This window comes from Pseudomonas sp., from assembly GCF_049300855.1.
GTDB lineage: Bacteria > Pseudomonadota > Gammaproteobacteria > Pseudomonadales > Pseudomonadaceae > Aquipseudomonas.
The window spans coordinates 1-25,952 of the sequence record NZ_JBAQKH010000048.1; the positions used below are offsets into that span (position 1 = coordinate 1).

29 protein-coding genes are annotated in these 25,952 nt (G+C 61.1%); 11 read left to right on the top strand and 18 right to left on the bottom strand.

Going from position 1 to position 25,952, the window contains the following annotated elements; all coding sequences use genetic code 11:
- The 3 genes from WA225_RS24385 to WA225_RS24395 all read right to left on the bottom strand — a co-directional run.
- Positions 1-193 (bottom strand): hypothetical protein (locus tag WA225_RS24385; RefSeq protein WP_422609970.1); only part of this gene is annotated, 193 nt, incomplete at its 3' end.
- Positions 190-786, bottom strand: coding sequence for a DUF4123 domain-containing protein (locus tag WA225_RS24390; RefSeq protein WP_422609971.1), 597 nt, complete (start codon positions 784-786; stop codon positions 190-192). The genes WA225_RS24385 and WA225_RS24390, both read right to left, overlap by 4 nt.
- 300 nt (positions 787-1,086) lie before the next feature.
- The gene (locus WA225_RS24395; RefSeq protein ID WP_422609972.1) at positions 1,087-1,854 is read right to left on the bottom strand and encodes a tellurite resistance TerB family protein; all 768 of its coding nucleotides are present in this window, start codon (positions 1,852-1,854) and stop codon (positions 1,087-1,089) included.
- 258 nt (positions 1,855-2,112) lie between these two features.
- Here WA225_RS24395 and pcsA point away from each other — a divergent pair, with 258 nt between their 5' ends.
- Positions 2,113-2,835, top strand: a complete 723-nt coding sequence (gene pcsA / locus WA225_RS24400; RefSeq protein WP_422609973.1) for a phosphatidylcholine synthase — start codon at positions 2,113-2,115, stop codon at positions 2,833-2,835.
- A gap of 148 nt (positions 2,836-2,983) precedes the next feature.
- On the opposite strand, the gene WA225_RS24405 is transcribed toward pcsA, so the two are convergent.
- The 4 genes from WA225_RS24405 to WA225_RS24420 all read right to left on the bottom strand — a co-directional run bounded on the left by WA225_RS24405 (position 2,984) and on the right by WA225_RS24420 (position 5,760).
- A complete protein-coding gene (locus WA225_RS24405; RefSeq protein ID WP_422609974.1) occupies positions 2,984-3,796 on the bottom strand; it encodes a class I SAM-dependent methyltransferase in 813 nt (270 codons plus the stop codon).
- 33 nt (positions 3,797-3,829) lie between these two features.
- Positions 3,830-4,102, bottom strand: a complete 273-nt coding sequence (locus WA225_RS24410; RefSeq protein WP_422609975.1) for a DUF4242 domain-containing protein — start codon at positions 4,100-4,102, stop codon at positions 3,830-3,832.
- A gap of 169 nt (positions 4,103-4,271) precedes the next feature.
- On the bottom strand, positions 4,272-5,483 hold the full coding sequence (locus WA225_RS24415; protein WP_422609976.1) for a cytochrome c biogenesis protein DipZ: 1,212 nt from the start codon (positions 5,481-5,483) through the stop codon (positions 4,272-4,274).
- 76 nt (positions 5,484-5,559) lie between these two features.
- Entirely contained in the window at positions 5,560-5,760 is a 201-nt protein-coding gene (locus tag WA225_RS24420; protein WP_422609977.1) for a hypothetical protein, read from the bottom strand.
- A gap of 236 nt (positions 5,761-5,996) precedes the next feature.
- Between WA225_RS24420 and WA225_RS24425 the strand changes: the two genes are divergently transcribed.
- Positions 5,997-6,737 carry a response regulator gene (locus WA225_RS24425; protein WP_064120018.1) on the top strand — a complete coding sequence of 247 codons (741 nt, stop codon included), beginning with the start codon at positions 5,997-5,999 and terminating at the stop codon, positions 6,735-6,737.
- Positions 6,734-8,041, top strand: a complete 1,308-nt coding sequence (locus WA225_RS24430; RefSeq protein ID WP_422609978.1) for an ATP-binding protein — start codon at positions 6,734-6,736, stop codon at positions 8,039-8,041. Before WA225_RS24425 ends, WA225_RS24430 begins: the two co-directional genes overlap by 4 nt.
- A gap of 127 nt (positions 8,042-8,168) precedes the next feature.
- Here the strand turns inward: WA225_RS24430 and WA225_RS24435 are convergent, their stop codons facing one another.
- Both WA225_RS24435 and WA225_RS24440 read right to left on the bottom strand, forming a co-directional pair.
- Positions 8,169-8,921, bottom strand: a complete 753-nt coding sequence (locus tag WA225_RS24435; RefSeq protein ID WP_422609979.1) for a DNA-binding domain-containing protein — start codon at positions 8,919-8,921, stop codon at positions 8,169-8,171.
- Positions 8,914-9,753 carry a DUF692 domain-containing protein gene (locus tag WA225_RS24440; protein WP_422609980.1) on the bottom strand — a complete coding sequence of 280 codons (840 nt, stop codon included), beginning with the start codon at positions 9,751-9,753 and terminating at the stop codon, positions 8,914-8,916. The genes WA225_RS24435 and WA225_RS24440 overlap by 8 nt, the downstream gene beginning before the upstream one ends.
- 333 nt (positions 9,754-10,086) lie before the next feature.
- Here WA225_RS24440 and WA225_RS24445 point away from each other — a divergent pair, with 333 nt between their 5' ends.
- Positions 10,087-11,133: a class I SAM-dependent methyltransferase gene (locus WA225_RS24445; protein WP_422609981.1), complete on the top strand. Its 1,047-nt coding sequence runs from the start codon at positions 10,087-10,089 to the stop codon at positions 11,131-11,133.
- Positions 11,134-11,188: 55 nt separating this feature from the next.
- A complete protein-coding gene (locus tag WA225_RS24450; protein WP_422609982.1) occupies positions 11,189-12,031 on the top strand; it encodes an NAD-dependent protein deacetylase in 843 nt (280 codons plus the stop codon).
- Positions 12,032-12,230: 199 nt separating this feature from the next.
- Here WA225_RS24450 and WA225_RS24455 read toward each other — a convergent pair whose 3' ends face one another.
- Positions 12,231-13,118 (bottom strand): LysR substrate-binding domain-containing protein, encoded by an 888-nt coding sequence (locus tag WA225_RS24455; RefSeq protein WP_422609983.1) that lies wholly within the window; start codon positions 13,116-13,118, stop codon positions 12,231-12,233.
- A gap of 147 nt (positions 13,119-13,265) precedes the next feature.
- Here WA225_RS24455 and WA225_RS24460 point away from each other — a divergent pair, with 147 nt between their 5' ends.
- The 3 genes from WA225_RS24460 to WA225_RS24470 are packed head-to-tail and all read left to right on the top strand — an operon-like array spanning position 13,266 to position 15,847.
- Positions 13,266-13,964, top strand: coding sequence for a CoA transferase subunit A (locus WA225_RS24460; RefSeq protein WP_103306907.1), 699 nt, complete (start codon positions 13,266-13,268; stop codon positions 13,962-13,964).
- Between the two features lie 24 nt (positions 13,965-13,988).
- A complete protein-coding gene (locus WA225_RS24465) occupies positions 13,989-14,654 on the top strand; it encodes a CoA transferase subunit B (protein ID WP_422609984.1) in 666 nt (221 codons plus the stop codon).
- Between the two features lie 11 nt (positions 14,655-14,665).
- Positions 14,666-15,847 (top strand): acetyl-CoA C-acetyltransferase, encoded by a 1,182-nt coding sequence (locus tag WA225_RS24470; RefSeq protein ID WP_422609985.1) that lies wholly within the window; start codon positions 14,666-14,668, stop codon positions 15,845-15,847.
- Between the two features lie 244 nt (positions 15,848-16,091).
- Here WA225_RS24470 and WA225_RS24475 read toward each other — a convergent pair whose 3' ends face one another.
- Positions 16,092-17,411: an Nramp family divalent metal transporter gene (locus WA225_RS24475; protein WP_422609986.1), complete on the bottom strand. Its 1,320-nt coding sequence runs from the start codon at positions 17,409-17,411 to the stop codon at positions 16,092-16,094.
- 72 nt (positions 17,412-17,483) lie between these two features.
- Positions 17,484-18,020 carry a chalcone isomerase family protein gene (locus tag WA225_RS24480; RefSeq protein ID WP_422609987.1) on the bottom strand — a complete coding sequence of 179 codons (537 nt, stop codon included), beginning with the start codon at positions 18,018-18,020 and terminating at the stop codon, positions 17,484-17,486.
- A 147-nt stretch (positions 18,021-18,167) separates the two neighbouring features.
- On the opposite strand from WA225_RS24480, the gene WA225_RS24485 reads away from it, so the two are divergent.
- Together WA225_RS24485 and WA225_RS24490 are read left to right on the top strand one after the other, a co-directional pair.
- Positions 18,168-18,944, top strand: a complete 777-nt coding sequence (locus WA225_RS24485) for a hypothetical protein (RefSeq protein WP_422609988.1) — start codon at positions 18,168-18,170, stop codon at positions 18,942-18,944.
- Between the two features lie 116 nt (positions 18,945-19,060).
- Positions 19,061-19,624: a hypothetical protein gene (locus WA225_RS24490; protein WP_422609989.1), complete on the top strand. Its 564-nt coding sequence runs from the start codon at positions 19,061-19,063 to the stop codon at positions 19,622-19,624.
- Here WA225_RS24490 and WA225_RS24495 read toward each other — a convergent pair.
- The 4 genes from WA225_RS24495 to WA225_RS24510 form a co-directional block, all read right to left on the bottom strand.
- Positions 19,614-20,330 (bottom strand): alpha/beta hydrolase, encoded by a 717-nt coding sequence (locus WA225_RS24495; RefSeq protein ID WP_422609990.1) that lies wholly within the window; start codon positions 20,328-20,330, stop codon positions 19,614-19,616. The two genes, WA225_RS24490 and WA225_RS24495, sit on opposite strands and share 11 nt — an antisense overlap.
- Before the next feature lie 180 nt (positions 20,331-20,510).
- Positions 20,511-21,623, bottom strand: coding sequence for a succinylglutamate desuccinylase/aspartoacylase family protein (locus WA225_RS24500; protein ID WP_422609991.1), 1,113 nt, complete (start codon positions 21,621-21,623; stop codon positions 20,511-20,513).
- A 209-nt stretch (positions 21,624-21,832) separates the two neighbouring features.
- Complete coding sequence (locus tag WA225_RS24505) at positions 21,833-22,612, bottom strand: ABC transporter substrate-binding protein (protein ID WP_422609992.1); 780 nt, start codon at positions 22,610-22,612, stop codon at positions 21,833-21,835.
- Between the two features lie 278 nt (positions 22,613-22,890).
- Entirely contained in the window at positions 22,891-23,319 is a 429-nt protein-coding gene (locus WA225_RS24510; protein WP_422609993.1) for a rhodanese-like domain-containing protein, read from the bottom strand.
- Between the two features lie 101 nt (positions 23,320-23,420).
- On the opposite strand from WA225_RS24510, the gene ftrA reads away from it, so the two are divergent.
- The gene (ftrA, locus tag WA225_RS24515) at positions 23,421-24,395 is read left to right on the top strand and encodes a transcriptional regulator FtrA (protein ID WP_422609994.1); all 975 of its coding nucleotides are present in this window, start codon (positions 23,421-23,423) and stop codon (positions 24,393-24,395) included.
- A gap of 7 nt (positions 24,396-24,402) precedes the next feature.
- Here ftrA and cobF read toward each other — a convergent pair whose 3' ends face one another.
- Together cobF and WA225_RS24525 are read right to left on the bottom strand one after the other, a co-directional pair.
- The gene (cobF, locus tag WA225_RS24520; RefSeq protein WP_422609995.1) at positions 24,403-25,173 is read right to left on the bottom strand and encodes a precorrin-6A synthase (deacetylating); all 771 of its coding nucleotides are present in this window, start codon (positions 25,171-25,173) and stop codon (positions 24,403-24,405) included.
- On the bottom strand, positions 25,173-25,742 hold the full coding sequence (locus WA225_RS24525; protein ID WP_422609996.1) for a histidine phosphatase family protein: 570 nt from the start codon (positions 25,740-25,742) through the stop codon (positions 25,173-25,175). Before WA225_RS24525 ends, cobF begins: the two co-directional genes overlap by 1 nt.
- Positions 25,743-25,952: the final 210 nt, after the last annotated feature.

A 25,952-nucleotide genomic window follows, 5' to 3' on the forward strand; every position in this document is an offset into this window, starting at 1 on the left:
GGCGTATGCCCAATGGCCGCGCCGTCAGCGCATACGGCAACGTCAATTCGGCGACCGGGTCGTGAGGTCGTTCCACCAGGCCATAAGCCAAGGGCAACAGTTGCACATGGGTTTGCCGCAATGGGCAGGCGCCGGGAGAACCGATGGGGGTTTTGGACGCGGCGGCAGCGGCTAAGTTGGCGGGGTGGTTCATGATGGGCCTCGTTCAGATGCCCACTGGTGCGCCAGAGCCGCAGCCAGCGCGACGCGCTCGCCGGGTGATTGCAGCGAGGGCGTGTGGAGCAAGTGATGGATTTGCGGATGCTGTTCGAACTCGCGGCTACCGAGCCAGAACACGACGTTGGCGTAATAAAACAACGCAGAGGGACCGCCGAGGCCGAGGGCAGATGCTTGAGTTTCCAACTGATCAAGTACGCCCCAGCGTTGTGCCAGACGCAACAGCACTGCCGGGCCGCTCGGCAACTCGACGCTGATCAGTTTGCGCAGGTGTTCGGCGACGCCGTGCAGCGGCGCAGCACTGAACAACAGGACGCCCCACTCCTCCTGAGCGTTATGCAGATAGAACTGCGCCAACGGATCGTCCGGTAGCTCGATCGCCACCAACAATGGCGAGACATCGCGCAATGCCGAAAACGGTGGTTGGTCGTAGAGCGCAAGCGTGCTGGCCGTCGGGTTGAGCTGTTTCAACCGCAGCGGCAGATCGCTGATCGTCGCACCGTCCAGCAACAAAAAGGCCTGCTGCTCGCCCCAAGGCAAACCCTCGGGAAATGCACTTAAATCACTCACAGCGCCGCCTCGCCCATCAGACAGTGCGAGCCGCAAGTGAAATGCAGGGCAGGAGGTTGTTGAACCGGATCAGTTGGCCAGCGCACCCTCCTGCCCCGGAATCCGGGCAGTTGATATGGCTGGAAAACACCCTTGATTTCGAATCTGCAAGCGGCTGACGTGCCGACCGTGAGCATCCACATTTCCCTGTGTCTGGTTAAGACACAGGACTTTGCTTGGCTCCACGGATAGCCGCAGTCGGCCACTTCCCTTAATTACGTAGGACGTATCCGGTAACAACCACCACCAGTGTGGGCGTTGCTATGCCTGGCCCTTGGCTTGCCGCTCCAGATGCACCTGCAAATCCGGATCGATCTGCAGCGCTGCTGCCAGTTCATCCAGATAACTGCGCTCGGCGTCCTGCTGATCATCCACCAGGATCACGCTGACCAAATACATTTCAGCGGCCATGGCCGGATTACCATTGGCCGCCTGCGCGACCTCGTTCGCATCCAGCGGTTTCGAGACTTCGGCGTCAAACCATTGCTGCAATTGTTGATCATCGGTGTGCTTGCTGATTTCTTCATTGATCATCTGTTGTTCGCGGGCGTCGATTTCGCCGTCAGCCTTGGCCGCGGCGATCAAGGCACGTAACACCGCGTGACTGTGCTCTTCAACTTCCGGTCCCGCCAACAGATTGGCCGTTTGCGGGATCTGTTGCGGTGCTGCACTGGCCTGGCTGCGTTGCCAGGCTTGATACGCCTGATACGCCATCATCCCCAGCGAAGCCAGCGCCGCATAGTTGGTGCCGCCGGAGCGACTTTGCGTGCCGCCACCCAGCGCACCGCCCAGTGCGCCGCCTAATCCGCCGCCAGCGCCACCGCCCAACAAGCCACCGAGCAAACCGCCGAGCCCACCCAGCCCACCGGACGAGCCCGCACCACCCGCACTGGACTGCCCGCCGCCACCGAGCAGACCGCCGAGTAATCCACCCAGACCACCCAGACCGTCACCGGTCGTGGCGCCACGTTGTTGTCCCGCCGAGGCTTGGCCTCGCAGCAGTTGTTCGAGTAAATCGCTGGTGTTCATGACGTCATCCTCAGGCATAGGCAGTGACTGCGTCTGGCAACGATAGCCCCCTGCAGCCGCAGCGCCAGCACCGTTTGGCTGACATTCGATACGCGGATGATTCTGGCCTGCGTATTTTCCAGTGGCCAGCTAAGATTCAAGGATGGTGAACCTTATCCCGGCCTGACCGGTCGATAGCTGCAACCCCGACCCGGTTTGCCGGCGCCCTTCTATTCAAGGGTGATACCCGGCTTGCTTCACTTTCTGGAGAACGCCCCCGTGATATCGACCGTACACATCGCCAGGCTCAAAGCATGGGGCGCCCATGGTTTTACCGCGACCGGCGTGGTCACCGCTTTTCTCGCCACCCTCGCCCTCCTGGAAAACCAGCCGACCCACTGCCTGATGTGGCTGGGCGTGGCGCTGATCGTCGACGGCCTCGACGGTGCACTGGCGCGCAAGGTCAATGTGCAATCGGTGCTGCCGAGTTTCGACGGTTCGATCCTCGATCTGGTGATCGATTACCTGACGTATGTGTTTATTCCGGCGCTGTTCATCTACCGCTACATTCCGTTGCCTGACTACACCTTGCTGCTGACGGTGTCGCTGATTCTGGTGTCGTCGCTGTTCTGCTTCTGCAACGTCAACATGAAGAGCAAGGACAACTATTTCGTCGGTTTTCCCGCGGCCTGGAACGTCGTTGCGCTGTGTCTGTACATCATCGGACCAGGGCCGTGGATCACTTTCCTCACGGTCATCGGTCTGGCGTTGCTGACGGTGACGCGGATGAAATTCCTCCACCCGTTCCGCGTGCGCCGCTTTATGCCGATCAACATTGCGGTGACGGCGATCTGGCTGCTGTGCAGTTTGTCGCTGGTGCTCAACCACCCGGTGATCAACCCGATGGTGATGAGCTTGTGGCTGCTGATGTCGGCGTATTTTCTGGGGATCTGCATCTGGCGCACGGCACTGGAATGGTTTGATCGGGCCCACTTGAAATAGGCCTTGATGCCTCGCCTCAATCATTGTGGGAGCGAGCCTGCTCGCGAAAGCGGTGTATCAGCCGAATTATTTATCGACTGACAGGCCGCCTTCGCGAGCAAGCTCGCTCCCACAGGGTTATGCAATGAGGTGAAAGATTTGTCTCTGCCTAGCGTTTGCTGATCACCACCTCCAGATACTCACTCGGCACCACCAGCGAACCCTTCCCGGCGCGATTCGAGCGATTGAGCAGATCCGTCAGGTCACTTTCCAGCGCCTGACCGCTCTCCGGCGGCAATGCCGCGAAGGCCTTGTGCACCGGCCCGTACCAATGCCGAAAAATATCGATGAAGTGCGCGGCCGAGCGATAACGGAAATTGAATTCGCGACGGGTCACCTGCACGACAAAGTCGCGATCATCGAAATGCTCATGCAGCCACGCTTCCGTGCCCCAGTTCGAGGGTGGCTGAGCCACGGGCGGAGGCGGCAGATGCCGGCCCAGCGTCTTGAACATCTGGCCGACAAAACCTTCCGGCGTCCAGTTAGCCAAACCGATCCGCCCACCCCGGCGGCAGACACGCGCCAGTTCGGCGGCAGCCTTGTCCTGATCCGGCGCAAACATCACGCCAAAGGTCGACAACACGGCGGCAAAACTGTCGTCAGCGAACGGCAATGCCTCGGCATCAGCCACTTCAAACGTGACCTCCAGATGCTCGGCGCGGGCGCGATCCTGTCCGCGCTCAAGCAACGCGGCGACATAATCGGTCGACATCACCCGACAGCCACGCCGCGCCGCGGCCAGCGTCGCATTGCCATTGCCGGCGGCGACATCCAGCACCTCCTCATCGCAGCGCAGGTCGCAGGCTTCGGCGAGGTTTTCGCCGACGATCTGCAACGTCGTGCCGATCACGGCGTAGTCGCCACTGGCCCAGGCGACTTTCTGGCGTTCCTTCAAGGCAGTCAGATCAATCGGTGTACTCATGCAGGCGAACTCCACCAAAGTTTGAATCCGGCATCATTCGGCCGTGGTCGGGTCGATGACCGTCACCACCCGCGCCACGCTGTTGGCCGGGAATCCACCGAGCCTGGCGTGCTCGCGCACTTGCGCCTCATCGGGCGCGATGTACACGCAGTAGATCTTGTCGGCAGTGACGTAGCTCTGCAGCCACTGCACGTGCGGACCGAGTTCGCGCAAGGCCTGGCAGGACGTTTGCGACACGGCTTTGAGTTCTTGCTCCGACAGCTTTCCGGCTCCTGCAATCTCGCGTTCAATCACGAATTTCGGCATGGCAACCTCGCGTTCTTGTTATGTCGCAAGACCGGCAGTGGCCCTGCTCGCCCACTATCGCGCCGACACCGCGCGCCGTCCCTGCCAATCGTCCGGCAGCCCGGCAAAACGGCCGCTTTGCCGATGAGTGGTGCGGATCTGTTAAACCGGTGCAACAGCGCATGGTGCGTCATGCGGCCGGAGCCTTGGCTTCCTCCAGTAACTGACGAATCATCTGCTCCTGCGCTTCGTAAAGACCTTCGCCGAAGTGGCTGTAACGCACCTGCCCCTTGGCGTCGATCAGGTAATGCGCCGGCCAATATTGATTGTCGAAGTGGCGCCAGATCGCATAGTTGTTGTCGATGGCCACCGGGTAGGTGATGCCGAGCTTTTGCACCTGATCCCTGACGTTGTCGATGATCCGCTCGTAGCCGTATTCCGGGGTATGCACGCCGATCACCACCAAGCCGTCCTTCTGGTATTTCTGCGCCCAGTCTTTGACGTAGGGCAGCGTGTGCTGGCAGTTGATGCAGTCGTAGGTCCAGAAATCCACCAGCACCACTTTGCCGCGCAGGGATTCGGCGCTCAGCTCAGGGGAATTCAGCCATTGCACGGCGCCGGACAGCGACGGCATCGCGCCCTGGTTTTGCTCCGGCATCGAATCGGCGCGGACTTTACTGACGAAGTAGTCGATCACTTTCGGCACGTGTTCCAGCACGCTCTTCTCGACGGTGGCGATGCCTTCGGAAGACGTCCCGGCGAGCAGCGTCTTGTCGACACCGGTGGAAATCAGCGCCGCAGCGGCGAGTACCGCAACACCGGCGCCGCGTCGAAACCAACCGGTGAACGGAATCGACGGTTTCAGCCGATTGACCAGCCCACGCCCGGCAAAGATCAAAGTCCCCAGCGACAACGCACTGCCGGCACCGTACGCCAGGAGCAGCAAACTGGTGTGGGCATTGGCGCCTTGCAACATCGCTCCGGTCAGAATCACGCCGAGGATCGGCCCGGCACACGGCGCCCACAACAGGCCGGTGGCGACACCGAGCATGATCGAAGCCAGCGGCCCGGCGCTTTTGCGGGTGTTTGCATCGAGGCGATTACCGAGCAGTACCAACGGCCGAGTCAACCAGTCACCGACACGCGCGAAAATCAGCGACAGCGCGAACAAGACCATCACCACCAGCGCAATGTGTCGCCCGCTGTTGCTGGCCTGAATCACCCATTCACTGCTGACCACGGCCAGGCTGGAAATCAGCGCGAACGTCAGCGCCATGCCGCCAAGGGTCAGCAAAATCGAGGTGCGTTGGCGGTTGGCGCCGGCGAACAAAAACGGCACCACCGGCAAAATACACGGGCTGAGGACAGTCAACAGACCGCCGAGGAAAGCGATTAAATACATGTGGATCACCCTGAATGAATATGAACCCCTGTGGTGAGGGAATTAATCCCTTCACCACAGCGTTATTTGCAGGAAGTCAGACGCTCTGGCGGTCCAGCCGATGGCTCTGCGGCGTGCGACTGGAGCCGTCGGCGGCGAGCAAACCGTCAGCGTCTGATTTGGCAAGCGGCGTCAGTTGAAAGCAGTTGCTGCTGTGACAGCTATGCTGTTCAACCGCAGCGTTGGCATGGGCGGCGACACCGGCCAGGGAGAAGGCGATGGCGGTTTTGCTGATCATGATGGTGTCGGTGTCCTCAAGGCTGCAATGGGTTTGGGCCGAGGCGATCGGTGTGGGCCTCGATGGAACCTATTTGAAGCTCGTGAGGTATCGCGGATGTGTCGGCAAACAGTGCGTTTTTGCGTCCCCGTGTATCCGTCGACACGGCAGATACACTGCAATACAAAGGCAGGCAGGCGGGCCGTTGCAGGCTCGATAGACTGCACGGCATTCCCCTTTGCTAGAGGTTTTAACCGATGGACCATGTCGATCACATTCTCATCGTCGACGACGACCGCGAGATCCGTGAACTGGTAGGCAATTACCTGAAGAAAAACGGTCTGCGCACCACCGTGGTCGCCGATGGCCGGCAAATGCGCAGCTTTCTCGACGCCAACACGGTCGACCTGATCGTGCTCGACATCATGATGCCCGGCGACGATGGCCTGCAGCTGTGCCGCGAACTGCGGGTGGGCAAACACAAGGCCACGCCAGTGCTGATGCTGACCGCGCGCAACGATGAAACCGACCGTATCATCGGCCTGGAAATGGGCGCAGACGATTACCTGACCAAACCCTTCGCCGCCCGCGAGCTGCTCGCACGGATCAACGCCGTGCTGCGCCGCACGCGTATGCTGCCGCCCAACCTGGTGGTCACCGAAGCCGGTCGGCTGCTGGCTTTCGGTCGCTGGCAACTCGACACCTCGGCCCGCCACTTGCTGGACAAGGACGGCACCATGGTCGCCCTCAGCGGCGCCGAATACCGTTTGTTGCGAGTATTTCTCGACCACCCGCAGCGGGTGCTCAGCCGCGACCAACTGCTCAACCTGACCCAGGGCCGTGACGCCGACCTGTTCGACCGCTCGATCGATTTGCTGGTCAGCCGTCTGCGCCAGCGCTTGCTGGATGACGCGCGCGAGCCGGCCTACATCAAAACCGTGCGCAGCGAAGGCTATGTATTCTCACTGCCGGTCGAAATCCTCGGTGCGCCGGCATGAGCCGCAGTCTGCATTGGCCACGCACCCTCGCTTCGCGCCTGTCGCTGATCTTTCTGATCGGGCTGATTCTGGCCCAGGCATTGTCGTTCGGCGCGCAGTATTACGAGCGTTACCAAAGCGCGAAAAACACCATGCTCGGCAATCTCGAAACCGATGTGTCGACCTCGATTGCGATTCTCGACCGCTTGCCCGCCGAGGAACGCCCGGCCTGGCTGCAACGGCTGGCCCGGGCCAACTACGGCTATCTGCTGAGCGAGGGCGAACCGGGGGTGGCGATCAAGGCCGGCGATGTACCGATTGCCGTGACCTCGATCACCGATGCACTCGGCGAAAACTATCCGCTGACTTTTACCGACATTCCCGGTGCGCAAAAACATTTTCAGGGGCATTTACGCCTCGGCGACGGCAGCCCGGTGACCATCGATGTGCGCCCCTCGATGGTGCCGCTGTCACCGTGGCTGCCGGCGGTATTGCTGGGACAACTGGTCCTGATGATCGCCTGCACCTGGCTGGCGGTGCGCATCGCCATCCGCCCCCTCACCCGCCTCGCCGACGCCGTGGAAACCCTCGACCCCAATGCGCACCCGATCCACCTCGACGAACAAGGCCCGACCGAAGTGGTCTACGCCGCGCGCGCCTTCAACGCGATGCAGGCACGCATCGCCGCCTACCTGAAAGAACGCATGCAATTGCTCGCGGCCATTTCCCATGACCTGCAAACGCCGATCACGCGGATGAAACTGCGCGCCGAATTCATGGACGATTCGGCGGAAAAGGACAAGCTGTGGAATGACCTCGGCGAGATGGAACACCTGGTGCGCGAAGGCGTTGCCTACGCCCGCAGCATCCACGGCTCGACCGAAGAAAGTCGGCGCACCAACATGGATTCGTTTCTCGAAAGCCTGGTGTTCGACTATCAGGACATGGGCAAGGATGTGCAGTTGGTTGGCAAAAGCGAGGTGGTCATCGACACCCGTCCGCATGCCTTGCGTCGTGTGCTGGTCAACCTTACCGATAACGCGCTGAAGTTTGCCGGCGCCGCCGAAGTCTGGGTCGAAGCGAACAAGGGCAACCTCTCGCTGACCGTCATGGATCGCGGCCCGGGCATCGCCGAGGCCGAACTCAAGCAAGTGCTGGAGCCGTTTTACCGGGTGGAAAACTCGCGTAATCGCGAGACCGGCGGCACCGGGCTCGGTCTGGCCATTGCCGAACAACTGGCGATGGCGCTGGGCGGTTCGCTGACCCTGAGCAACCGCCAGGGCGGCGGGCTCTGCGCTGAACTCAAACTGCCCCTGCATGCCTGAACGCTGTGAAAAACCTGTGGGAGCGAGCTTGCTCGCGAAGGCGTCGTGTCAGTTGACCGTTTGGCTGACTGGCACACCGCTTTCGCGAGCAGGCTCACTCCCACAAGGTTTTTATAATTCCTGACGTTCAGGGTTCCAGGCCCACTACCCCGTCTTCGTGCATTTGCTGCAACAACGCCAATCCACTGTCCCTGAATGCTGCGCTGCCGGGCTGGCCCGCCTCGCTCGCCAGCGCTTGCAGATGTTCGCGCCCGGTCAAGGAAGGCAACTCGCCGATGCGCTGCAACAACCGCCAGGCCAACGGGCTCAATTGAGCAAAGCGGACACTGAAATCCGCCGTACGCCGCACCAGCAACAAGGTTGGCTGCGCTGGCGGCTCGGCGGGTTGCCAATCCGGCGACAGCAACTGCACCGGCCATGCATACGCCAACGGCCACGCCAGTGCCGACACCTGCAATGGCCGATCCAGCAACAGTGCCGGATCACTCGGTGGCAAGGGCTCGGCAGCGGACTGTTGCAGCACCATCTCCACCCATTCGTAATGTGCCAGCTCCAGCAGAAACGCCGGCCAGTCGCCGTCATTCAAAACCGCCGGCGCGGCGGCGAGAAACCCGACAAACTCTTCAGCGATCTCGCCAAACTTGGGTGTCTGCGCGCGGTAGTCGCGCAGAAAACTGCGCAGCAAGGCACGCCAGCGAGCATCGCCAATCATCCTGATCAACACCGGAAAGGTCGGACTTAACAACGCCGAAACGTTATTGAACACCAAGTCCCGATAGACATTGACCCGCGCCGCGTTCATGTCGGTTGGCAGAGGCTGATGGTCGGGGTCGCGTAAATAAGCGGTCAGCGCGTGCTGTTGCAGTGGCAGGCTATCCACGGCGCACCTCCTGATGTTGCAGTTGGCGAATGGTTTGCAACTCGGCGACCAGTTCGCAAAACGCCGGGAAGTTGAAATCCCGCTCCAGCAAAGTCGGTTGCGCGCCGAACCGAGCAAAAGCGTCAGCCAACAGCGACCAGACCACGGGTTTAACCGAAGCGCCGTGGGTGTCGATTTTCAACGTGTCCGACTCATCAAAATGCCCGGCCACGTGCATGCCGACCACCCTGCCCGGCTCGATCCCGGCGAGAAACCGCTGTGGATCAAAACCGTGGTTGATCGAATTGACGTAGACGTTATTCACGTCGAGCAGCAAGTCGCAATCAGCCTCGTGCAGCACCGCGTTGGTGAACGTCACCTCGTCCATGTCCTGACGTGGCGCGGCATAGTAAGAAACGTTTTCCACTGCCAGACGCCGCCCGAGAATGTCCTGAGACTGGCGGATCCGCGCGGCGACGTGGTGCACCGCCTCCTCGGTGAAGGGCAACGGCAGCAGATCGTAGAGATGGCCGTCGTCGCTGCAGTAGCTCAGGTGTTCGCTGTACAGCGGCACGTGGTGATGGTCGAGAAAGCCGCGCACTTCCTGAAGAAAACCGACGTCGAGCGGCGCCGATCCGCCGAGGGACAACGACAGACCGTGGCAGGTCAGCGGGTAGCGCTCGGCCAGTTCGCGTAATGCTGCACCGTGGGCGCCGCCGACACCGATCCAGTTTTCCGGGGCGACTTCGAGAAAGTCGAAAGCGCCCGAGGGGGCGGCTTGCAAGTCTTTGAGCAGGCCCCGGCGCAGGCCGAGTCCGACGCTGGGTTGCAGTGATAGGACAGGCGTTTGCATGGCGGTGTACCTCAGCGGTGGTTTTCTCCAGTTGAACCGCCGGCTGTATCGCCGCTGTGTGCACTTGACCGGGTATTTGCCGCCCCGTGTATCCGCCAACCACCACGATACACAGTGATACACCCGCCTTTCTGCACCACGGATCAACTGTAGAAGTGCGCCTGCAATTGCCCGGTGTCGCCCGGAAAAAGCCGGCTAGACTGATCTATTACCCAGTCGAGGGGGACGCAGGACGTTTGCGGTGCCCTGCCTACTTCCGCGACCACCGCCCGGTGGTGCACGCCTCGACCTTCGACGCCGCCGGACTGTGATCCTGTTTCAGGAGCACACGTGATGGACGAGGCGAAGCTCAACGAATTCATGGGCAAACTGGTCAACGACATGGGCGGTGCGGCGATGCTGGCCAATGTCATCGTCGGCGAAGAACTCGGGCTGTACCGGGCGATGGCCGACAGTCAGCCAATCAGCCCCGAAACCCTCGCCGCGAAAACCCGCTGCAACTCGCGGCTGGTGCGCGAATGGCTCAGCGCGCACGCCGCTTCAGGCTACATGGAACACCACGACGGCCAGTTCCGTTTGCCAGAGGAACAGGCGCTCGCGCTGGCCGTGGAGGATTCGCCGGTGTACGTCGCCGGTGGGTTGGGCGTGGTGGCGTCGTTTTTCCATGACAAGGACAAACTGGTCAAAGCCATGCGCGGCAACGGCGCCCTGCCCTGGGGCGATCACCATCCGTGCATGTTCAGCGGCACCGAACGCTTCTTTCGCCCCGGCTACAAAGGCCATCTGATTGCCGAGTGGTTACCGGCGCTGGACGGCGTAGTGGCCAAGCTCGAGGACGGCGCCAAGGTCGCCGACGTCGGCTGCGGCCACGGCGCCTCGACGGTGATCATGGCTCAGGCGTTTCCCAACTCGCGTTTCGTCGGTTTCGACTACCACGCGCCGTCGATCACCGTCGCCACCCAGCGCGCCGAAGAAGGCGGTGTCAGCAGTCGGGCGAAGTTCTTTCAGGGCACGGCGAAGAGCTACCCCGGCGATGACTATGACCTGATCTGCTATTTCGACTGCCTGCACGACATGGGCGATCCGGTGGGTGCTGCGCGGCATGCCTACGACTCGCTCAAGGATGACGGCACGGTGTTGCTGGTCGAACCGTTCGCCAACGACACGCTGGACGACAACATCAACCCGGTCGGGCGCCTGTTCTACGCGGCGTCGACATTCATTTGCACGCCGAACTCGCTGTCACAGGAAGTCGGCCTTGGCCTCGGGGCGCAAGCGGGGGAAATGCGCCTGCGCAAAGTGTTTGCCGAAGCCGGATTCAAGCAATTCCGTCGGGCGACGCAGACGCCGTTCAACCTGATTCTGGAGGCGCGCAAGTAACCCACGCGGGTCGCGTGCTAACCTGCTGGCAACGTCTTTCCCCGGAGCGCTGAGCATGCTCGACAGCCCGACCCGCAACCACCTCGACACCCTGCACAAGGTGATGGCAGATGGCGATTTCATCGTGCTGACCGGCGCCGGCATCAGCACCCCGTCGGGCATCCCCGATTACCGCGACAGCGCCGGTGTGCGCCGCGGGCGGCAGCCGATGATGTATCAGGAATTCCTCGCCGCGCCCGAATCGCGCCGCCGTTACTGGGCGCGGGCGATGCTTGGCTGGCCACGCGTACGCCAGGCGCAGCCGAATGCGGCGCACGAAGCGTTGGCCAGTTTGCAGCGCCATGCGCGGATCAGCGCGTTGATCACGCAAAACGTCGATACCCTGCACGATCAGGCCGGCAGTCAGGATGTGATCGAACTGCACGGCAGCCTGCATCGCGTGCTGTGCCTGGATTGCGGCCAGCGCAGCGAGCGCGATGCGATTCAGCGTCTGATGGAAATGCACAATCCGTATCTGGCCGGCGTTGACGCGGTGCAGGCGCCCGATGGCGATACGCTGCTCAACCCGGCGTTCGAGGCACGATTTCAGGTGCCGCACTGCCCGCATTGCGCTGGGGAGCGGATGAAACCGGATGTGGTGTTTTTCGGTGAGAACGTCGCGGCGCACACGGCGGCGCGAGCCATGGCGGCAGCGGAACATGCGGCGGGGATGTTGGTGGTGGGTTCTTCGCTGATGGCGTATTCGGCGTTTCGTCTGTGTCGGGTGATTGCCGATCGCGGCAAACCGTTGATTGCGATCAATCTGGGCAAGACACGGGCGGATGATTTGCTGGATTTGAAGATTGAAGCGTCGTGTGAACAGCTGTTGCCCCTGTTGGTCAGGGAGCTGGATCGGTGAGTTGCTGCACTCTGTGCTCGACTCAGGAGCCAAGCCCCTCACCCTGGCCCTCTCCCAAGGGAGAGGGGACTGACCGAGTTGTCTGGGCTGAATACTGCGACCTGAAAATGCTGAGTCGAGCTGACAAGCTGAACACCCCCCGATCAGCTCCCTTTCCCCCTCGCCCCTGGGGGAGAGGGCTGGGGTGAGGGGGTAGATCTCACTGTCGCCCCAGATCTTCCGCCTGGAGAATATCGAACAACGCCTGCGCCGCCGCCGACAGTTCATTGCCCGGCTCGGTCAGCACGCCGATCGCCCGTTCGACCGAGTCGTTCAAGGTCAGGCAATGTGCGCCCAACTCCTGCATCTGCTGCGCGCACAGCGCCGGCACGGCGCTGACCCCAAGCCCACTGGCAACCATCCGCCCGACCGTCGCCAGTTGATGGCTTTCAAATTCCACCGGCAGCTTCATGCCTCGGGCCTGCAAATGTTCTTCGAGCATCACCCGCACCGTCGACGGTCGCTGCAGCGTGATGAACGGCTCCTGCAACAACGCCTGCCAGGCAATCTCGCGGCGCGCGGCCAATGGCGAATCCTTCGGCACCACCGCGACGAAGCGGTCCATATACAGAGGGGTGAAGGTCATCGAGGTGTTCTGCATCGGCTCGAACGCCACCCCCAATTCCACCTGACGATCACGGACCATCTCCAGCACTTGCTCATTGATCACGTCGTTGACCGTGACATTCACATTCGGATAGCGCGCGCGAAAGGTCTTGAGGATCGGCGGCAGCAGGTTGCCGGCAAACGAGGGCATCGCCGCCAGCGTCACCCGCCCGCGCTGCAGGCTGAAGCGCTGGCGCATTTCGTCCTCGGCGTTGTCCCAGTCGGCGATCAGGCGCCGGGCCAGCGGTAGCAGCGATTCGCCTTCCGGGGTCAGCGCGACGTTGCGTGTATTGCGGCTGAACAGGCGCCCGCCCAGACCCTCCTCCAACGCCTTGATCGTCAAGCTAAGCGCCGACTGCGACAGGTGCAGACGCTCGCAAGCCACGGCGAAGCTGAGGCTGTGAGCCACGGCAAGAAAGGCGCGAATCTGTTTGATGGTCATACTCAAACCTCAGGACGATCAATTCCGGTCATTGTTGAGTTTTATCTATCAATCAACCTTAAAAATCAACTTAACAAATATATCTTCCAGCGAGACACTCCAACCATTCGGCTAGCCAGCCGCCCGCAAATAATAAAAGAGGTGCATATGGCAGGTTTCGACAAGCGTGTGAGTTCCTATGAGGAAGCCCTGGCCGGGCTTGAGGACGGCATGACCGTCATCGCCGGCGGCTTCGGTCTGTGCGGCATTCCGGAAAACCTGATCGCCGAGATCAAACGCAAAGGCACCCGCGACCTCACCGTGGTTTCCAACAACTGCGGCGTCGATGGCTTTGGCCTCGGCGTGCTGCTCACCGACCGCCAGATCAGCAAAGTCATCGCCTCCTACGTCGGCGAAAACAAGCTGTTCGAAGAGCAACTGCTCAAAGGCGAAATCGAAGTCATCCTGACCCCGCAAGGCACCCTCGCCGAAAAAATGCGCGCGGGCGGCGCCGGCATTCCGGCCTTCTTCACCGCCACTGGCGTCGGCACTCCGGTTGCCGAAGGCAAGGAGGTGCGTGAGTTCAAGGGGCGCAAATACCTGATGGAAGAATCCATCACCGGCGACTTCGCCATCGTCAAAGGCTGGAAAGCCGACCACTTCGGCAACGTCATCTACCGTCACACCGCGCAGAACTTCAACCCGCTGGCCGCCACCGCCGGCAAGATCACCGTGGTCGAAGTCGAAGAAATCGTCGAACCCGGCGAACTCGATCCCTCGCAGATCCACACCCCAGGCATCTACGTCGATCGGGTCATTTGCGGCACGTTCGAAAAACGCATCGAACAGCGCACCATCCGCAAATAATTCAGGCTGACGGAGAATAAAAACATGGCACTTTCCCGCGAACAAATGGCTCAGCGCGTCGCCCGCGAAATGCAGGACGGCTACTACGTGAACCTCGGCATCGGCATTCCGACCCTGGTCGCCAATTACATTCCCGAAGGCATGGAAGTCATGCTGCAATCGGAAAACGGCCTGCTTGGCATGGGCCCTTTTCCGACGGAAGACACCATCGACGCCGACATGATCAACGCCGGCAAGCAGACTGTCACTGCACGCACTGGCGCATCGATATTCAACTCCGCCGAATCCTTCGCAATGATCCGCGGTGGTCATGTCGACCTGACCGTGCTCGGCGCCTTCGAAGTCGACGTCGAAGGCAACATCGCTTCGTGGATGATCCCCGGCAAACTGGTCAAGGGCATGGGCGGCGCGATGGATCTGGTGGCGGGCGCCGATAACATCATCGTCATCATGACCCACGCTTCGAAGGACGGTGAGTCGAAACTGTTGGCCAAATGCAGCCTGCCGCTGACCGGCGCCGGCTGCATCAAACGTGTGCTGACCGACCTCGCCTACCTGGAAATCGAAAATGGCGCTTTTGTCCTCAAGGAACGCGCACCTGGCGTCAGCGTCGAGGAAATCGTCGCCAAAACCGCTGGTAAACTGATCGTCCCGGATCACGTACCGGAAATGCAGTTCGCTGCCCAGTGAGGAATTCGAAAATGCAAGACGTCGTAATTGTTGCCGCCACGCGTACCGCGATCGGCAGTTTCCAGGGTTCCCTGGCCAGCGTGTCCGCAGTGGATCTGGGCGCAGCGGTGATCCGCCAGTTGCTTGAGCAGACCGGTCTGGACGGTGCGCAGGTCGATGAAGTGATCATGGGCCAGGTGTTGACCGCCGGCGCCGGCCAGAACCCGGCGCGTCAAGCCGCGATCAAGGCCGGCCTGCCGTACGCCGTACCGGCGATGACCCTGAACAAGGTCTGCGGTTCGGGCCTCAAGGCCCTGCACCTCGGCGCGCAAGCAATCCGTTGCGGCGACGCTGAGGTGATCATCGCCGGCGGCCAGGAAAACATGAGCCTGTCCAACTACGTGATGCCGGGTGCCCGCACCGGTCTGCGCATGGGCCACGCGCAAATCGTCGACACCATGATCAGCGATGGTCTGTGGGATGCGTTCAACGATTACCACATGGGCATCACGGCCGAGAACCTCGTCGACAAATACGAGATCAGCCGCGAGCAGCAGGACGCCTTCGCTGCCGCTTCTCAGCAGAAAGCCGCCGCCGCCATCGAGGCAGGTCGTTTTGTCGATGAAATCACCCCGATTCTGATCCCGCAGCGCAAAGGCGACCCGGTGGCGTTCAAGGTCGACGAGCAACCGCGCGGCGACACCACCGCCGAATCGTTGGCGAAACTGCGTCCGGCGTTCAAGAAGGATGGCAGCGTCACTGCCGGGAATGCTTCGTCGCTGAACGATGGCGCCGCCGCCGTGATCCTGATGAGCGCGGAGAAAGCCAAGTCCCTCGGCCTGCCGGTGCTGGCGACCATCGCCGCTTACGCCAACGCCGGTGTCGATCCGGCGATCATGGGCATTGGTCCGGTGTCGGCGACCCGCCGCTGCCTCGACAAGGCCGGCTGGAACATCGATCAGCTCGACCTGATCGAAGCCAACGAAGCTTTCGCCGCGCAATCGCTGGCGGTGGCCAAGGATCTGCAGTGGGATCTGAACAAGGTCAACGTCAACGGCGGCGCCATCGCACTGGGTCACCCGATCGGTGCCTCGGGTTGCCGTGTGCTGGTGACGCTGCTGCACGAAATGATCAAGCGTGATGCCAAGAAGGGTCTGGCGACCCTGTGCATCGGCGGCGGTCAGGGTGTGGCGCTGGCGCTGCAACGGGCTTAAGCAAGCGTTCAACGGCAGGCGGCGGATCCACGACATCCGCTGATTGCTGGCAACAAAAAACCCGGTGCGACTTGCGTTGCACCGGGTGTTTTTTTGCCTGGATTTTGTGTTGCTCTCAATGGCCCTATCGCTGGCAAGCCAGCTCCCACAGTGATTGATGGTGGTTACAAATATTCTGTACACCCATTAACCCTGTGGGAGCTGGCTTGCCAGCGATGAGGCCAGCCCAGTCAGCACAAAATTTTCAGCCAGCCAATTGCAAAATCAACCAGGCATTCGCCCCGCTGATCACCACAAACAACCCCCACGCCAACACCCGTGTCGGCCAGCGGTTCACAAACGGCCCCATCAGTTGCTGGTCATTGGTCATGCGAATCAGCGGATACAGGGCAAACGGCAACTGCAGACTCAACACCACCTGGCTCAACACCAACAACTTGCCCACCGCGTTATCGCCCATCAACCACACGCCAATGAACGCCGGAATCAGCGCCAGCCCACGGGTGATCAAACGCCGCTGCCAGCACGGGATCCGCAGGTTCAGATAACCCTCCATGATCACCTGCCCGGCGATGGTGCCGGTAAACGTCGAACTCTGTCCCGACGCCAGCAACGCCACACCGAACAACACGCTGGCCAGTGCGCCACCGACCAGCGGATCGAGCAAGTGATAGGCGTCCTGAATATCCACCACATCGGTATGCCCGGACTGATGGAACGCTGCCGCCGCGAGAATCAGGATCGCCGCGTTGACCAGCAACGCCAGCGCCAGCGAGCCAATGGTGTCGATGCGCGCCAGTTTCACTGCATCCTGCTTGCTCGCCAGATCCTTGCCGATCATCCGCGTCTGCACGATCGAGGTATGCAGGTAAAGGTTATGCGGCATCACCGTCGCACCGAGAATGCCGATGGCCAGGTACAACGGCGCGGCATCGCTGATTGCCGCCAATGACGGTTTGAAGCCTTGGGCGACGTCCGGCCAGTACGGTTTGATCAGCAGCAGCTCGACGAAGAAACACACACCGATGGTGGCGACCAGCACCAGCATGATCGCTTCCAGGCGGCGGAACCCACGGTTCTGCAAGGCCAGCACCAACAAGGTGTCGAACGCCGTCAGGGCGATGCCGAAGGTCAGGGAACAGCCGAGCAGCAAGTGAAACGCCAACGCGCAACCGAGCACTTCGGCAAGGTCGGTGGCGATGATCGAGATTTCCGCCAGCACCCACTGCAACCGTGCGGTCGGCGTGCTGTAGCGCTCGCGGGACAGTTGCGCGAGGTCGCGGCCGGTGGCGATGCCCAGGCGCGAACACAGGCACTGCACGACCATGCCCGCCAGACTCGCCAACAACACCACGAACAGCAGGCTGTAGCCAAAACGCGAGCCGGCCTCGATCGCGGTCGCCCAGTTGCCCGGGTCCATGTAGCCGATCGACACCAGCAAACCGGGGCCGGCGAAACGCAGCACACGCTTGAAGAACGAGGCGGTCGGATCCACCGCAACACTGCCGGCCACTTCCGGCGGGCAAAACGGCGCGGTGGCGATTTTGGGCAAGCTGAATTTCACGCACACATCCAGAAACAAGTCGGAAAAACGCAGCTTAGACGGTTCTGTCCGAGCCTTGAAACGTAAAAAAATCTATCGACTCACCCCTAACAACTGCTCACGCAACTCGGGGCTGCGCGTACGCGGATCCAGCCAGATATCGAAAAACGCCCGGGCAAACAAAGGGTCGTCGATTTCATGCTGCAACTGCTGCCCGACAAAAAACCGCGCACCCTGCCCCGGCAGATACACGCCGGTAATCCGCGTACCGGCCTGCACATCGACGAACGATTGCTGCATCTGCATCTGCCAACCGGCCAGTTGCGCGGGGCTGACAGTGTTGCCAGCCAGGCGTTTGATCTCATCGACACTGGCCTTGACCAGATCATCGCGGGAAATGCTGCGCCGATAAATCAATTCCAGCGCAAACGGCTGGCCATCCGCCAACGGTCGCGCCGCGCTCCACAGGCGCGCGTTATAAACGTCAAAACCAAACACAGTGAAATCGCCGGTGCCGATGATCTGTGCGCCAGGGACGGCATCCTGCCAATTGGCCCAGGTCGGCGTCAGCAACAGCGCCCACAAGCCAATGCCGCAACAGCCACGCAACAATTTTGGTGTTCTGTTCATCGCGGTATCGACTCCGGCCAGCCCTGATAGTCAGAGCATAGTCGGCTATGGCCACCGGCACTTTGTATACAAAATTTGCACACACAGGCAGCAATCGTTGACCGGCGGTGCTAACGTGGCCCTCATCCATCCGACGGAGACACGTGCGTGCTGATCCTCAAACTGCTGCTGATTCCCGGTTTTCTGCTGCTGATTTCCCTCGCGGGCAAGCGTTGGGGGCCCAGCGTTGCGGGTTGGTTGTCGGGGTTGCCGGTGGTGGTCGGGCCGATTCTGTTTTTCCTCGCGATTGAACAAGGCCCGGCGTTTGCCGCGCAATCGGCCGTGGCCGCACTGTCAGCCATGTTCGCGATGATCGCCTTCTGCATCACCTACGCGCAGGTCGCGCAACGGGCCAACTGGCCGTTAGCGCTGACGGTGTCGCTGGCGGTGTGGGCGGTGATTGCCGGGGTGCTGTCGCTGGTTCCGGCGTCGTTGCCGTTCTCCGTGGCGGCGGCAGCGATTGCCCTGCTGTCATCGCCGTATCTGTTTCCCAAGGTGCAACCGGTACTCAATGGGCCGGCGCCGAAGTCGGACAAGTTGATCTGGCGGATGATTGCCGGTGCGGCCTTGACGCTGCTGGTGACGATGCTCGCCAGCACCGTCGGTGAACGCTGGAGCGGACTGCTTGCAGTGTTCCCGGTGCTTGGCAGTGTGATGGCGGTGTTCTCCCAGCAGACGCGGGGCCCGGCGTTTACCGCTGTTCTGTTGCGGGCGACGGCGACGGGGATGTATTCGTTCTCAGCGTTTTGCCTGGTCTCGGCGCTGACCTTGCCAAGCATGGGCTTGAGTGGCTTTGCCGTGGGTGTCGCGGTGTCGGTGGCAATGCTGGGGGTGACGCGCAAACTGCTGGCCAAACCCGCCCTGATAAAACAACCCCAGACTTAATATTAGCTTTGGGCAAATGCGCAACATCCATATCCGTTCAGACGAGCCGGGCTGGAGTGACAAGCCGCTGCGTGGGATGATCGCCCGCCTAGCGCGCCCATCACCCGGAGATTCGAATGTCATTGTTGAGCAAGAAAGCCGTTGTCCTGTTGCTGGCGGCAGTCGCCGGCCTCGGCGCCATTAACGCTCAGGCAGCCAAGGCCAAGGAAAAAGCCGGCACCGATAAAGTCTCGATGCTCGACGGCAAGCTCTCATTCGTGCTGCCCAAGGGCTTCGTCGCCGACCCGCTGCCGGCCAGCCCGAGCGGTGCGACGGGTACGATGTACACCAATGAGGCCACCAAGACCGTGGTCATCACCGCTGAAAACAAGATTCCCGAAGGCACCCACGTCAAGGACAACGACGGTGAATTCCTCGACGGCAGCGTGGCCCGCTTCGTCGAAGACCAAAGCAAAGCCTTGCCGGACTTCAACAAGCTCACTGAGAAAAGCCTGACCCAGAAAGGCACCGGCCTCGGTCTGCGTCAGGTCGACAGCACCGCCACCCAGGGCGGCGGCCAGACCCTCAACACCACGTTGCTGGCCGGCTCCGGGACGAAAATGGCGCTGGTGCAGGTGATCTCCCGCGCCAGCGACAAGAAAGGTCACGACGCGCTGGTGAAAACCATCCTCAAGGATTGAGCTGCTGCAACCAGGCGTTGAGATCGCGCAGTTCGGCCGCACTGATGCTGTGGCCGACACCCGGATAGGCGTGAAATTGCGGTTTGTAATCCAGCTTCTGCAGCAACGCATCGGCGGCGGTGCCATCGTGATACGGCACGCGATCATCGGCGGTGCCGTGACCGATGAAGATGTTCAGCGGCAACGGTTGCTGCTGCGATTTCAGTTCGCCCTTCAACACCGGCAACAAGCGCCCGCTCAACGCCGCAATCCCACCGACGGCGACTGGCGGCCGCAGCCCGACTTCGTACGTCATCATCGCGCCCTGACTGAAACCGATCAGGTACACCTTGTCGGGGCTGGTGTGATATTTCTTTGCCGCTTGCGCGATAAAGTCGCGCAGTTTCTGGCCACTGACCTTCAGATCATCGGTCTCGCCGTTGTAGGCACCTTCGCCTTTCTTGCGAAACCACTGGTAGCGACCCTCGCCCAACGCCAGCGGCGCCTGCACCGACAGGTAGTTGTACTGCGCCGGCAACTGGAATTTCATGCCGATCAGATCGGCTTCGTTACTGCCGTAGCCGTGCAGGAAAATCACCAGCGGACGCGGCTCGGCGTCGGCGTGAACCTGTTCGATGTATTTCAGCGGCAGATCGGATTGCAGCGTGGTTTGAGCCTGGACGGCGGTGGACGCCAGCAGGGTCAACAGAGCAAACACCTTCAACATAGAGCCTTCCTTCACAGGGTGTCGGGTTCACAGGGAGCCTAACACCCTGGGCCAAGGATCCAAATTCAGTGGTGATGTTGAAGGCCCCTTCGCGAGCAAGCTCGCTCCCACATTGGAAATGCATTCCCCTGTGGGAGCGAGCTTGCTCGCGAAAGGGCCAGTGAATCCAGCGAAGGTCCGTCAGTCGTTCGTCAGCTTGCCCGTGCGAAACGGCACCCGCCCCGCCACTTTCGCCTGCCAGATCCCAGGCTCGGTGTAACGGCCACGATCAAGCGCAAACAACACGCCACTGGTGCCGGCGCAAACGGTAGTCACGCGATCCTGCAACGGATCCACCACCTCAAACAGCGCATCGCCCTTCTCCACCCATTCGCCGGCATTGCGCAGGAAACTCACTACACCATGGTGCGGGGCGAACAGGTATTCGGTGCCCTCAAACGGCAGCCCTTCACAACATTCGCTCGGCGCCGCCGGCCATTCACCGCTGATGAAACCCTGCTCGGCAAGAAAACCAAGGATCGCTTCACAGTTGGCCTGGGCCTGATCGACCCGGGTGTCGCCCATGCTGCCTAGTTCCAGGGTGGTGGCCAGGTTGGCCGCCGGGATCGCTGCGTTCGGGAACGCCCGCGCCAGACGCAACCACGGCGTCGAGCAGGATTCATCGAACGAACTGCCGCCGGAATCCTCACACAGCAACGCCACGCCCGCCTTCAGGCGTGCCGCCAGCGATTGCCACTGCGGCCAGTGTTGCGGCAACGCATACAGGTGAATCGCAGCGTCGAAATCGCAGTGCAGATCGAGGGTAATGTCGGCATCGCAGGCATGGCGCAACAGCAAGCGATGCAGCGCTTGCAGTTGCGAGGCCGGCGCCGGCAGGCTGTCGAAGACCTGGCCCATGGTTTGGCGGATCAACGCGACGTTGGCCTCGGCATCCGCGCCCAGACGCTCGCCGATCAGCGCCTCGACCGGTGCGCTGAGTTCGACGAAGGCGCGGTTGAAGTTCTTGCCACTGCCCAGTTCAAAACGGCCCATGTGCGCGCCTTGCACGTGCTGATCGAGGCCGATCGGGTTGGCCACCGGCACCAGTTCGATCACGCCCTGCAAACGGCCTTGCCGTTCAAGTTCATTCAGGCGCTGCTTGAGTTCCCACGCGGTGCGCATGCCCGGCAGTTCATCGGCGTGCAAGCTGGCCTGGATGTACACCTTGCGGGTGCCCGCGCCGTAGCGAAACACGCTCAGAGAACGTTCGCTGCCAAGGTGGCTCCAGGGCAGAACATGGTCGATGCGTTGCATGGGGAAAACTCCTGCAGTCTGGTAGATCCGGATCAATGAGATCCCTGTGGGAGCGAGCTTGCTCGCGAATGCAATTTGACAGTCGATAAAGATGTTGAATGTTAAACCGTATTCGCGAGCAAGCTCGCTCCCACAGGGTTCTTCTATCAAATTCGAGTGCATAAAAAAGTGGCCACCGCGCAAACGGGGCCACTTTTTTCTACGGCGTATTAATGGCCGTACACGTCAAAGTCGAAATACTTGTCCTGCACTTGCTTGTACTTGCCATTGGCGCGGATTTCAGTGATGGCCTTGTTGAACTGCTCGGCCAGCGCGGTATCACCCTTGCGCACCGCAATGCCGGCGCCGCCGCCGAAGTACTTGGCGTCTTCATAGGTCGGGCCAACGAATTCGAAGCCTTTGCCGGCGTCGGTTTTCAGGAAACCGTCACTGAGGTTGACCGAGTCGGCCAGCATCGCGTCGATACGGCCGGAAACCATGTCGAGGTTGGCTTCCTGTTGCGAGCCGTAACGCACCAGGTCGATCCCGGCCGGCACCAGCACTTCGGTGGCATAACGGTCATGAGTACTGGCGCGCAGCACGCCGACTTTCTTGCCTTTGAGTTCGGTCAGCGGGTCTTTGACGCCGGAGCCTTCCTTCATCACGAAGCGCGCCGGGGTGTGGTAGTACTTGATGGTGAAGTCGACGTTTTTCTTGCGATCGTCAGTGATGGTCATCGAGGACAGAATCGCGTCGATCTTCTTCACTTTCAGCGCCGGGATCAGGCCATCGAACTCTTGCTCGACCCAGGTACATTTGACTTTCATCTGCTCGCACAGCGCATCGCCGATGTCGACGTCGAAACCGGTGAGTTTGCCGTCAGGGGTTTTCATCGAGAATGGCGGGTAACCGGCTTCGATACCGATGCGGATCGGCTTGGCGTCTTCGGCCACAGCGGTCAGGGACAACATCGACAGTGCCAGGGCACCGAACATCACTAGCTTCTTCATTTATTACTCCTGTGTGCGGAGGCTTTTATTGGCAGCTTTCGATTCAGCGTTCGGTCATGGCCATTTAGAGGCAAAAACCGAAGTGGCCGGCAGTCTATGGCGGCGCGCACAGGGCAAATTGTGTTTAAGCGACAAATATTTACAGGAATTCGGCAAGCCGATTGACCGGTGTCAACCGCTGCGCCGTCGTGGGGCAAAGGCTGTAGGACACGCCCTCAATCGGCTCATGAATCCGCCCAAAAACGGGTGGAGTTGCTCGCAGCAACTCCACCGCTTATTCAACAGGCGCAGCTGATCGGCGTTTGGGCGACGTGCGGCACGTTCAGCTCAAATCCTTCATCCAGCCATCCGGTGACGCCGCCGAGCATTTCCTTGACCGGGTAGCCCAGCGCCGCCAGTTTCACCGCCGCCTTGTTGGCGCCGTTGCAGTGCGGACCGGCGCAATAGACCACGAACAGGGTGTTCATTGGGTATTCGCTCAACCCTGCGGCTGTCAGCAGACGTGTCGGAATGTTGATCGCGCCCGGTACATGGCCCCTCTCGAACGCCAGCGGCCCGCGCACATCAACCAGCACGAAATCAATCTCCCCGGCCTCCTGGCTGCCGTGTACGTCGGAACAATCGGTTTCAAAGGTCAGACGGTTGCTGAAATGCATCAAGGCAATCGCCGACGGGGCGGCGGGGATGTCGCGAACCAGGCTGGTCATGGGCAGAACTCCTTCATCTGAACGGGTGTAAACAGACTTTATCGAGCCGCCGCGAATCGCTACAGTGGCGCACAAGACACCTACCGGGAGTTTTCCGCCAAATGCCCCCATCACCAGGATTGGTCGCCATTCTCGCCTACGACGGCCTCTGCACGTTCGAGTTCGGCATCGCCGTGGAGATCTTCGGTCTTGCCCGGCCGGAGTTCGATTTTCCGTGGTACGAACACGCCATTGCCGCCGTCGATCACGGTCCGATGCGCGCCATGGGCGGCATTCACGTACTGGCCGACGGCGGTCTGGAACTGCTGGCCGCAGCGCGCACGATCATCATCCCCGGTTGGCGCGACCGCAACGCCGCTGTACCGCCAGCGCTGATCGAAGCGTTGCGTCAGGCTCACGCCCGGGGCGCACGCCTGCTGTCGATTTGCTCGGGGGTTTTTGTGCTGGCGGCCACGGGTCTGCTCGACGGGCATGGCGCGACCACCCATTGGCGTTACACCGCAGAACTGGCGCAACGCTTTCCGGCGATCGCGGTGGATGCCGATGTGCTCTACGTCGACTCCGGCCAATTGATTACTTCGGCCGGCAGCGCGGCCGGCATTGATGCCTGCCTGCATCTGGTGGCGCGGGATTTCGGTACGCAAGTCGCCAACGCCGTGGCGCGGCGACTGGTGATGTCGCCGCAGCGCACCGGTGGTCAGGCGCAGTTCATTCCGACACCGGTCAGCGCGACACCACGCAACGATTTGTCACGGGTGATGCAGTGGGCGCGCGAGCGTTTGCATGAACCGTTGGAAGTGCGCGATCTGGCCAGCGAAGCGGCGATGAGTGAGCGGACGTTTCTGCGCCGCTTCACTGAAGCCAGCGGGCAATCGCCCAAGGCGTGGTTGCAGCATGAGCGGCTGGCGCGGGCGCGGGAGTTGCTGGAAAGCACACCGCACAACACCGAACAGATTGCCCAGCGCTGTGGTTATCGCTCGGTGGAGAGTTTTCGCGTGGCGTTTCGCAGCGTGGTCGGCGTGCCGCCGTCGGTGTATCGGGAGCGGTTTGGGCGTGGGGTCAGTGCTGTTTCCTGAGGCCGACTCAGTCATCGAAAACTGAAGGCTTGCGCAGCAAATAGGTATCCATGATCCACCCATGCTCGGCCCGGGCGGCCTTGCGCACCCGCTCGATTTCGTCCGCAACATCGGCCAACTTGCCGCTGATCAGAATCTCGTCCGGCGTGCCCAGATATGCACCCCAGTAAATCTCTGTCTGAGGATCCGCCACCCGCTGGTAGGAATCTTCGGCATCGAGCATCACCACCAGACTGTCCGCGTCACTCACCTGCCCCGCCGCCAGCCGCCGCCCCGTGGTGATTTCGACGGAGCGCCCGATGCTGTTCAGCGGCACTTTGTGCTGCGCCGCCAATGCCTGGACGCTGGTAATCCCCGGAATCACCTCAAACTCAAAGGCACAGCGGCCCGAGGCCAGAATTGCCTGCAGGATACGAATGGTGCTGTCGTACAACGCCGGGTCGCCCCACACCAGGAAACCACCACACTGGCCGTCGGACAATTCGTCATTGATCAGCCGTTCGAAGGTCTGCTGTTTGGCGCGGTTCAGCTCATCGACACTGGCGCTGTAATCGACATCACCGCGCTTGCGCTCCGGGCTGTGGGCCTCGGCGAAACGGTAGCTACGATCAGTGATGTAGCGCTCACAGAGGTCGCGGCGCAAATCGATCAGCTTGTCTTTGCTCTGGCCTTTGTCCATCAGGAAAAACACGTCGACGCGATTGAGTGCCTTCACCGCCTGCATCGTGATGTAGTCCGGATTGCCGGCGCCAATGCCGATGACCAGCAATTGTTTCATCAGAAAGTCTCCTCAGGATCAATGCCCGGCAAGCGTAGTCGCCAGATACCGTTGAAGCGCAGTTCGATCGCTGCCAGCGGCTCGACATCAATGGCGTTGAAGGCCGCCCCTTGCACGATGTGCATCAATGCCGCGCGGACCACGTACGGATGAGTCACCGCAACGACGTGGCCCGGCGTCGACTGCAAATTTGTGAGCCACGCAGCCACCCTCGCGGTAAGTTGCGTGACGGACTCGCCATCCGGCGGTGCGGCCTGCCGGTCACCGAGCCAGGCGAGCAGCGCCGCGCTGTCGTCACGCTGCAAGTCCTTGATCGACTTGCCGTGCCAATCTCCCCAGTCGCAATCGCGCAGTGCGTCGTCGATTTCGGCATCGGCACCGAACCACGCGGCGGTCTGGCGCGTGCGCAATTCGGGGCCACACAGCAAGCGCCGTGGCTGGGCAAAATGTGCGGCCAGTGCTGCGGACGCCAGCTCGCTATTTTCAACAGGCTCGTTCGTAGGAAAACACGCCAGTTTTTGTGCGACGGTTCGCGCATGGCACATCAGGGTTAAACGGGTGGTCTGCACGATGACTCGCTCTGTCGTGAGGCATGAAAATCAACGGCGCGATGCCGCTCTGTCGGCAATTGTGCCGTAAAGCGCGGGCTGCGGGGCAGTCGGAAAGCTCCCGGTTAAAACCATCCTTCTTAAAAAAGCGGCAATCTCTGACACCACCATGGGCGATGGACTACAAGTTCGATCGCCTTCGATGTAGGCCTTATTACACGGGCATCTCGC

Bases quoted from the DNA above. Each gene is read 5' to 3' on its own strand.
- WA225_RS24415 (WP_422609976.1), bottom strand. From the start codon at position 5,483: ATGTATTTAATCGCTTTCCTCGGCGGTCTGTTGACTGTCCTCAGCCCG.
- WA225_RS24470 (WP_422609985.1), top strand. From the start codon at position 14,666: ATGCAAGACGTCGTAATTGTTGCCGCCACGCGTACCGCGATCGGCAGT.
- WA225_RS24510 (WP_422609993.1), bottom strand. From the start codon at position 23,319: ATGACCAGCCTGGTTCGCGACATCCCCGCCGCCCCGTCGGCGATTGCC.
- WA225_RS24490 (WP_422609989.1), top strand. From the start codon at position 19,061: ATGTCATTGTTGAGCAAGAAAGCCGTTGTCCTGTTGCTGGCGGCAGTC.
- WA225_RS24495 (WP_422609990.1), bottom strand. From the start codon at position 20,330: ATGTTGAAGGTGTTTGCTCTGTTGACCCTGCTGGCGTCCACCGCCGTC.
- ftrA (WP_422609994.1), top strand. From the start codon at position 23,421: ATGCCCCCATCACCAGGATTGGTCGCCATTCTCGCCTACGACGGCCTC.
- WA225_RS24405 (WP_422609974.1), bottom strand. From the start codon at position 3,796: ATGAGTACACCGATTGATCTGACTGCCTTGAAGGAACGCCAGAAAGTC.
- WA225_RS24410 (WP_422609975.1), bottom strand. From the start codon at position 4,102: ATGCCGAAATTCGTGATTGAACGCGAGATTGCAGGAGCCGGAAAGCTG.
- WA225_RS24500 (WP_422609991.1), bottom strand. From the start codon at position 21,623: ATGCAACGCATCGACCATGTTCTGCCCTGGAGCCACCTTGGCAGCGAA.
- WA225_RS24445 (WP_422609981.1), top strand. From the start codon at position 10,087: ATGGACGAGGCGAAGCTCAACGAATTCATGGGCAAACTGGTCAACGAC.
- cobF (WP_422609995.1), bottom strand. From the start codon at position 25,173: ATGAAACAATTGCTGGTCATCGGCATTGGCGCCGGCAATCCGGACTAC.
- WA225_RS24480 (WP_422609987.1), bottom strand. From the start codon at position 18,020: ATGAACAGAACACCAAAATTGTTGCGTGGCTGTTGCGGCATTGGCTTG.
- WA225_RS24455 (WP_422609983.1), bottom strand. From the start codon at position 13,118: ATGACCATCAAACAGATTCGCGCCTTTCTTGCCGTGGCTCACAGCCTC.
- WA225_RS24425 (WP_064120018.1), top strand. From the start codon at position 5,997: ATGGACCATGTCGATCACATTCTCATCGTCGACGACGACCGCGAGATC.
- WA225_RS24395 (WP_422609972.1), bottom strand. From the start codon at position 1,854: ATGAACACCAGCGATTTACTCGAACAACTGCTGCGAGGCCAAGCCTCG.
- WA225_RS24420 (WP_422609977.1), bottom strand. From the start codon at position 5,760: ATGATCAGCAAAACCGCCATCGCCTTCTCCCTGGCCGGTGTCGCCGCC.
- WA225_RS24450 (WP_422609982.1), top strand. From the start codon at position 11,189: ATGCTCGACAGCCCGACCCGCAACCACCTCGACACCCTGCACAAGGTG.
- WA225_RS24460 (WP_103306907.1), top strand. From the start codon at position 13,266: ATGGCAGGTTTCGACAAGCGTGTGAGTTCCTATGAGGAAGCCCTGGCC.
- WA225_RS24465 (WP_422609984.1), top strand. From the start codon at position 13,989: ATGGCACTTTCCCGCGAACAAATGGCTCAGCGCGTCGCCCGCGAAATG.
- WA225_RS24440 (WP_422609980.1), bottom strand. From the start codon at position 9,753: ATGCAAACGCCTGTCCTATCACTGCAACCCAGCGTCGGACTCGGCCTG.
- WA225_RS24505 (WP_422609992.1), bottom strand. From the start codon at position 22,612: ATGAAGAAGCTAGTGATGTTCGGTGCCCTGGCACTGTCGATGTTGTCC.
- WA225_RS24430 (WP_422609978.1), top strand. From the start codon at position 6,734: ATGAGCCGCAGTCTGCATTGGCCACGCACCCTCGCTTCGCGCCTGTCG.